The organism is Streptomyces alkaliphilus, from assembly GCF_014141535.1.
In the GTDB taxonomy this organism is placed as follows: Bacteria; Actinomycetota; Actinomycetes; order Streptomycetales; family Streptomycetaceae; genus Streptomyces; species Streptomyces alkaliphilus.
Map to the genome: position 1 here is coordinate 1 of NZ_VKHT01000275.1, position 5,595 is coordinate 5,595.

5 protein-coding genes and 1 pseudogene are annotated in these 5,595 nt (G+C 75.9%); 3 read left to right on the top strand and 3 right to left on the bottom strand.

Annotation, left to right across the window (positions count from 1 at the left end):
• Nucleotides 1–28 precede the first annotated feature (28 nt).
• Nucleotides 29–328, top strand: a pseudogene (locus tag FNQ90_RS11005) (hypothetical protein); the annotation flags it as partial.
• A 72-nt stretch (nt 329–400) separates the two neighbouring features.
• Nucleotides 401–691, top strand: coding sequence for a hypothetical protein (locus tag FNQ90_RS11010; protein ID WP_182606202.1), 291 nt, complete (start codon nt 401–403; stop codon nt 689–691).
• Between the two features lie 124 nt (nt 692–815).
• Here the strand turns inward: FNQ90_RS11010 and FNQ90_RS11015 are convergent, their stop codons facing one another.
• From FNQ90_RS11015 to FNQ90_RS11025, 3 genes are read right to left on the bottom strand one after another with little or no spacing between them, the layout of a single operon-like run.
• Nucleotides 816–1,763 carry an SDR family oxidoreductase gene (locus tag FNQ90_RS11015; protein WP_182606206.1) on the bottom strand — a complete coding sequence of 316 codons (948 nt, stop codon included), beginning with the start codon at nt 1,761–1,763 and terminating at the stop codon, nt 816–818.
• Between the two features lie 17 nt (nt 1,764–1,780).
• Entirely contained in the window at nt 1,781–2,920 is a 1,140-nt protein-coding gene (locus FNQ90_RS11020; RefSeq protein WP_182606203.1) for an alpha/beta fold hydrolase, read from the bottom strand.
• The gene (locus FNQ90_RS11025) at nt 2,917–4,434 is read right to left on the bottom strand and encodes a flavin-containing monooxygenase (RefSeq protein WP_182606204.1); all 1,518 of its coding nucleotides are present in this window, start codon (nt 4,432–4,434) and stop codon (nt 2,917–2,919) included. The genes FNQ90_RS11020 and FNQ90_RS11025 overlap by 4 nt, the downstream gene beginning before the upstream one ends.
• 102 nt (nt 4,435–4,536) lie before the next feature.
• On the opposite strand from FNQ90_RS11025, the gene FNQ90_RS11030 reads away from it, so the two are divergent.
• The gene (locus FNQ90_RS11030) at nt 4,537–5,487 is read left to right on the top strand and encodes a MerR family transcriptional regulator (protein WP_182606205.1); all 951 of its coding nucleotides are present in this window, start codon (nt 4,537–4,539) and stop codon (nt 5,485–5,487) included.
• Nucleotides 5,488–5,595: the final 108 nt, after the last annotated feature.

Consider the following 5,595-nt stretch of genomic DNA (forward strand, 5'->3'; position numbering starts at 1 on the left):
CAGCCACAGATATGTATAAGAGACAGCCGTACCGATGAACGCCGCCTGGTTCGACGCCCTGGGGTGGGGGGTGGAGAACCACGGGGTGGAGCCGGACGTGGAGGCGGTGCGCTCGCCGCTGGAGTGGGCCGACGAGCGGCCGGCGGTGCTGGAGACGGCGGTGCGGCTGGCGCTGGAGTTGCTGGAGAGGCGGCCTGCGCACTCGCCGCCGGGGTACGAGCGGATCCCGGACCGGCGTCGGCCCCCGCTGCCCCCGCGCGGCGGGAACGGCTCCGGGGGGGCCGGGCAACCCTCCACCACCTCGGGCTTTTCACCCGATATGCGATGAATGTCGAGCGGTGCCACGCTGGATCGGGGGCGCGTGTCCCACGTGTTCCCGACCCGTCCCGAAGGAGTGAACATGGGGATCTCCGACCGTTTCGACCAGTTCAAGGACAAGGCGCAGGACGCGGCACAGCGGGCCAAGGAGCACCTCGACGAGGGTCGTGGGAAGAAAACCGACCGTTCCCGCGAGTCGGAGGGCGGCCGCGGGGGTGAACGCGGCACCGAATCCGGCGGGCGCGCCGGCCGGGAGCGCGCGGCCGGGACCGGCGAGCACGCCCGCGAGCGCGGCCGGGAACACGGCGAGCACGGCCGGGACCGGGCGCAGGCGCGCCGGGACGAGAAGCGCGAGCGCGGCGAGCGCGGCTGACCCCGCGACCGCCGGCCGCCCCGCGCCCCGGCCCTCCCGGGGGCGGGGCGGTCCCGCGGCCGGGCCCCGGCGCGGCGGCCACGGGTCGCCGGGGCCGCCGCCCGATCCCGCCGGCCCGGTGCGGTCAGCTCTCCGGCGCGGGTTCCGGCGCCGGATCCGGTCCGGTGCGGGAGCGCTCGTCGGCGGCCCCGCCGGCGCCCACCAGCCCGGGCGGGGTGCCGCCCGCCGGGCCCGGCGGCAACCGGCGCATCTCCCGCTTCCCCAGCGTGCCCAGCACCGCGGGCAGCAGGGGCCGCAGCGCCTGCATGCCGCGCAGCCAACGCTGTCCGTACACGTGGGCGGCGCGGCGCTCGATGCCCGCCACCAGCCGGTCCACGGCGGGCCCGGCCGGGTACGTGCGGTTGGCCGGCCACGGCAGGTTGCTCCGCCGGCCCCCCAGCACCGGGTCCTCGTCGGCGCCGCGCACCATGTCGGTGTCGGTCCAGCTGAGATAGGCCACGCCGACGTCCACACCTCGGTGGCCGACCTCGGCCCGCAGGGCGTGCGCGAACGCCTCCGCTCCCGACTTGGAGGCGCAGTAGGCGCTCATCATCGGCGCCGGAACGATCGCCGCCAGTGAGGCCACCTGGAGGAAGTAGCCCCGGCTCTCCAGCAGGTCGGGCAGGAAGGCCCGACAGGTGGCGGCCGACCCGATGAGGTTGACCTCGATCACCCGCCGCCAGGTCGCGTCGTCGGAGTCGGCGAACGGCCCGCCGGTGGCCACCCCCGCGTTGGCGACCACCACGTCCACCCGGCCGAAGTCCTCGCGGACCCGCCGCGCCGCCTCCCGCATCGCCGCCGGGTCGGTGACGTCGGCGGGCAGCACCAGCGCCGGCCCGGGCAGGGAGTCGGCGACCTCCCGCATCCGCTCCGGCTCCAGGCCGACCAGCGCCACCCGCAGGCCGCGCCCCGACAACCCGCGGACCAGTAGTTCGCCGATGCCGCGGGCTGCGCCCGTCACCACCGCGACCCGACTACCCGGCCGACTCCCCGGGGCACCGCTCCCCGGGGCCCGGCTCCCTCCACCCGGCATCCCGGGCACGTCCGCGCTCACGCCTCCTCACCGCCCCCGGCCCGCCCGCCGGTCACGGCGTCGGTGCTCCACGCGCCCTCACCGGCGCCGTTCTCCGCGCTTCCCGCGCTTCCCGCGCCCTCGATAACCCCTTCCGGCCGGAGGGCCCGATCGGATGCGCCTCCCGGTGGATGTTCACCCGCCTGTTCCCGCAGGATCCCGGCGATCCGCTCCGGGGCCTCCATCGGGGTCATGTGACCGAGGCCGGGCAGCATCACCGGCTCCCCCGCGTTCGGCAGCGCACGCGCGATGCGGTGCGCGTGCACGGGCGGGGTGAGCAGATCGGCCGTGCCGTGCACGACCACCGTCGGCACCGTGAGCATCGGCAGCTTCTCCCGCAGGTCCAGGGAGGCGAGCACGGCGGCCCACTGGGCGCGGGCCCGGCGCGGGCAGGCGTGCACCAACCCGGCCACCTCCCGCCGCAACCGGCGGTCCGCACCGGGGCCGAGCGTGGCGCGGGCCAACGCCCACTCGGTGAGCGGGGTGACCGGTCCCATCGGCAGCGCCGAGCCGAGCATCAGCCGCTGCACCCGGGCGCGCAACGCCACCGAGCGCAGCGGCGCCACCCGTGCCTCGGGGATCAACCGGTCGGTGCCGGTGCTGCAGAGCACGGCCGCGCCGGCCCGCTCCCGGAAGGTCGGCCGGTCGGCTGCGGCCACGATCGACATGGCCCCCATCGAGTGCCCGCCGACCACCGCCCGCTCCCCGTCGGGGACGGTCGCGGCGAGCACCGCGCACAGGTCGTCGGCGAGGCGCTCGGGGGCGCAGCCGCGCCGCACGGCCGGGGTGCGGCCGTGGCCGCGCTGGTCGTAGCGGACCACCCGGTGGTCCTCGGGCAGCCGGTCGACGACCGCGTCCCAGAAGGGGATCGCGCAGGTCCAACCGTGGGCGAGGACGATCGTGGGCACGGGGGCGGCGGACGCGTCGGCACCGGTCGGCCGGGCGGGTTCCCGGACCACTGTGTGCAGGCGGGCGCCGCCGGTGGACTCCACCACCAGCTCGCGGGCCCGGGTACCGGCGCGGGCCGCCGGCACCGAACCGGCGGGAACGCCGTGGGCGTCGCGCGTGCCGGGACCGGCGGCGCGGGGTCGGGTGTCGCTGTCGGGACGGGGACTCATCGGGCGGCTCCTTCGGGGACCCGGGTGTCGAGCCGGCTGCCCAGCACCTCGTACTCGGCCGGGTCCAACCCGCGGGTGGCACGGCGGAAGGCCGCGGTGGTGTCGGGCCACACGGTGGTGTTGCGACCGTTGGCGTCCAGGTACCAGCTCACGCAGCCGCCGGTGTTCCACACCGAGCGGGCGATGCGGCGCTGGATCGCGTCGTTGTAGGCGTCCACCGCCTCGCGGCGGGGCACCAGGGCGACCGGCCGGCCCGCCCGGTGGGAGAGCGCGGCCAGACGCCGGGTGAGGTCGGCCAGGTAGGAGAGCTGGGCCTCGATCATCAGGACCATCGAGCTGTTCCCCAGGCCGGTGTTGGGGCCGATGATCGTCATGAAGTTGGGGAAGTCGGCGACGGTGGAGCCGCGCAGCGCGGCCATGCCCTCGCGCCACTCCTCGGCCAGGGTGATCCCCCGGGCGCCGGTGATCCGGTGGGCGATGGGCATGTCGGTGACGTGGAAGCCGGTGCCGAAGACGATGGTGTCGGCCCGCGTCTCCGTGCCGTCGGCGGCGACCAGGGTGGAGCCGCGCACCTCGCTCAGGGCGGAGGGCACGAGGTCCACGTGGGGCTCGGCGAGGGTGGGGTACCAGTCGTTGGAGAGCAGGATCCGCTTGCAGCCCAGCCGGTAGTCCGGGGTCAGCGCGCGCCGCAGGTCGGGGTCGGGGATCGCGCGGCGCATGTGGGCCAGCGCGAACCGTTCGACGATCCGCATCCGCTCCGGGTGCCGGGCGAAGTTCCCCACCTGGAACTCACGGATCAGCCAGAGGAGTCGGCGTCGCAGCGCGGCACTGGGGGGAAAGCGGGAGTGCAGGGCGCGCTCCGCCTCGCCGATGGCGCGGTCGGCGCGCGGCAGCACCCACGGCGGGGTCCGCTGGAAGACGGTCAGCCGTCGCACCTCCGGGGCGATGGCGGGCACGATCTGGATGGCCGAGGCGCCGGTGCCGACCATCGCGACCCGGGCGTCCCGCAGGTCGTGCCCGTGGTTCCAGCGGGCGGAGTGGAAGACGGTGCCGGGGAAGTCCGCCAGCCCGGGTATGTCGGGGACGTCGGGGTCGGAGAGCGGTCCGGCGGCGGAGACCAGCAGGTCGGTGGTGAGGGTCCCGGAGGCGGTCTCGACGACCCAGCGCAGGGCGTCGCCGTCCCAGCGGGCCGCCAGTACCTCGGAGTCGAAGCGGATGTGCGGTCGCAGGTCGAAGGTGTCGGTGACCCACTCCAGGTACTCCAGGATGTGCGGCTGTCCGGAGAAGCTGCGGGGCCAGTCGGGGCGCCGGGCGAAGGAGAAGGAGTAGAGGTGGGAGGGGACGTCGCAGGCGCAGCCCGGATAGGTGTTGTCCCGCCAGGTGCCGCCGACCCCCTTCGCCCGTTCCAGCAGGACGAAGTCCGTGATGCCCTCCCGGCGCAGGCACACGGCGGCCCCGAGCCCGCCGAAACCGGTACCGATCACCGCCACCCGGACGTGTTCCCGTTCACGCATGTGGCCTCCTCGGCGAATCGCGCCAGTCATCACTGGCACGATGGGAGAGTAGGGCAGGAGCCTACCGATTGGTAGGGCGCGGGCGCGTTTTAACCTGAGCGGATGACGGATGAGCGGCCGGCACGGCCGGAGACCGGGCCCGCGGGGGACACGGCGCAGACCGGCCACGAGGCGGTGAGCCGCACCGGGGCGGGCGGGGAGTACCGTACCGCCGAACTCGCGGAGGCCGCCGGCATCACCGTGCGCACCCTGCGCTTCTACCGCGAACGCGGCCTGCTGCCCCCGCCCCGCCGCGAGGGGCGACTGGCCTGGTACGACGACCACCACCTGGCCCGACTGCGGACCATCGCCGCACTGCTGGCGCGCGGTCACACCCTCAACGGCATCGCCGAGTTGATCGACGCCTTCACCCGGGGCCGCGGCACCGGCGCCACCGCCGAACTCCTCGGCATGGCCGACCACCCCTGGCCGCCGGCGGAGGAGGAGCCCGTCCGGCTGGCCCCGGAGGATCTGGCCGCGCGCTTCGAGGCGGGCGACCATCCCGGCGAGGACATCGCCGCGAACCTGGCCACCGCCATGGAGATCGGCTACGTCGTGGCGGACGGGGACGACCTGGTGCACGTCAGCCGCACCCTGCTGGAGGCGTCCTCGGCCCTGGTCCGCGCCGGTCTGCCGCTGTCCTCGGTGCTGGCCACCGGCCGACGGGTGCGCGGCCACGCGGAGGACCTGGCGGAGAGCTTCACCGAACTCCTGCGCGCCCACCTGCTGGGGGACGTGCTGGACCGGGAGGCCGAGGGGCCGCTGTCGGAGGCCGACCTCAAGGAGGTCTCCGGGGTGGTCGAGCACCTGCGTCCGATCGCCAAGCAGGTGGTGTACGCGGAGGTCTCCCTCGCCCTGGACCGGCGTCTGCGGGCGGAGGTGGAGGGCCGCCGTCGGGCGGCGGACGCCACCGGGCCCGCCCCCGACCCGGCGGAGCCCTCCGGGAGGCCGGCGGCCGGGGACGGGGACCGGGACACCCCGGGGACCGACACCGGAGCCCGGGCCGGCGGCTGATCGCGGCACGCGCCGGACACCGCCGGACACCGCCGGGGGCGCCGGCGGAACGGAGGGCTCAGTGTCCCGCGGTCCGGGACGTCCCCGCCCCCGGGGAGGGTTCCGGGG